Source organism: Arthrobacter celericrescens (assembly GCF_003614925.1).
In the GTDB taxonomy this organism is placed as follows: domain Bacteria; phylum Actinomycetota; class Actinomycetes; order Actinomycetales; family Micrococcaceae; genus Arthrobacter; species Arthrobacter celericrescens.
On sequence record NZ_QYLP01000043.1, the window covers coordinates 1 to 947 of the forward strand.

Here is a 947-nt window from a genome sequence, read left to right on the forward strand (position 1 = left end):
CTAGGGCGTGTCTCCTAAAGCTGTTAGCCAGATGCTGATGGCCCGGAGGACGGCGCCGCCTCTGTAAGTGAGCGCGAGCTTGTCGTAGCGGGTGGCCAGTCCGCGCCATTGCTTGAAGGTGTTGAAGTTCCGTTCGACGACGTTCCGGCCTTTGTAGTTTTCCTTGTCAAAAGCCGGAGGTCGTCCGCCGGTGGTGCCTCGCCGTTTCCGGTGGCCGATCTGATCGGCAGGTTCCGGTATGACGGCCGCGATGCCGCGTTCGCGCAGGTGGGTCCGGATCGCACGGGATGAGTAGGCTTTGTCACCGCGGACACGGTCCGGGCGAGTCCGCGGCCTGCCCGGACCGGCGCGTTTGACCTTCAAGTGCTTCATCAGATGCGGGAACATCGGCGCGTCCCCGCCCTGTCCGGGTGCGACCAGCAGCGTCAGGGGCCGACCCTTGCCGTCGACCAGGGCATGGATTTTGGTGCTCAGCCCGCCGCGGGAACGGCCGATGGCATGATCAGCAGGTTCAGCAAACAGATTCATGTAATTCGACGGGCCCCCCTGTGAGGCGGGGAAGGTTCGTGCCGTGCTGATGCGCACGGTTCACCGTCGAGTCGACCGAGACCGACCAATCCACCTCGCCCCGGGAATCCGCCGCGGTCAGCAGTTCGGCCAGGATCTTGTCCCAGGTTCCGTCGCCGCTGTACCGGCGGTGCCGCTTCCAGATTGTCTGCCACGGACCGAATCCGGTAGGCACATCACGCCATGCGATCCCGCACCGGTACCGGTAAATAATGCCCTCGACCACCCGCCGGTCATCCCGGAACGGACGGCCCCGGCGACCATCGGACGAGGGCAGAAGCGGCTGGATGCGGGACCACTGGGCATCAGTCAAAACAGAATCACGAGACACCCATCAAGCATCCCGGACCCTGGCTGACAGCTTTAGGAGACACGCCCTA

The 947-nt window shown here is 64.3% G+C and carries 1 protein-coding gene; it reads right to left on the reverse strand.

The annotated features are described in order from the left end of the window. Nucleotides 1–898 (reverse strand): IS5 family transposase gene (locus D3654_RS10150; protein WP_120521378.1). Its coding sequence is split into 2 segments (ribosomal slippage): nucleotides 1–546 and nucleotides 548–898, totalling 897 coding nucleotides; the frame shifts between segments, so codons are not numbered across the junction. Nucleotides 899–947 lie beyond the last annotated feature (49 nt).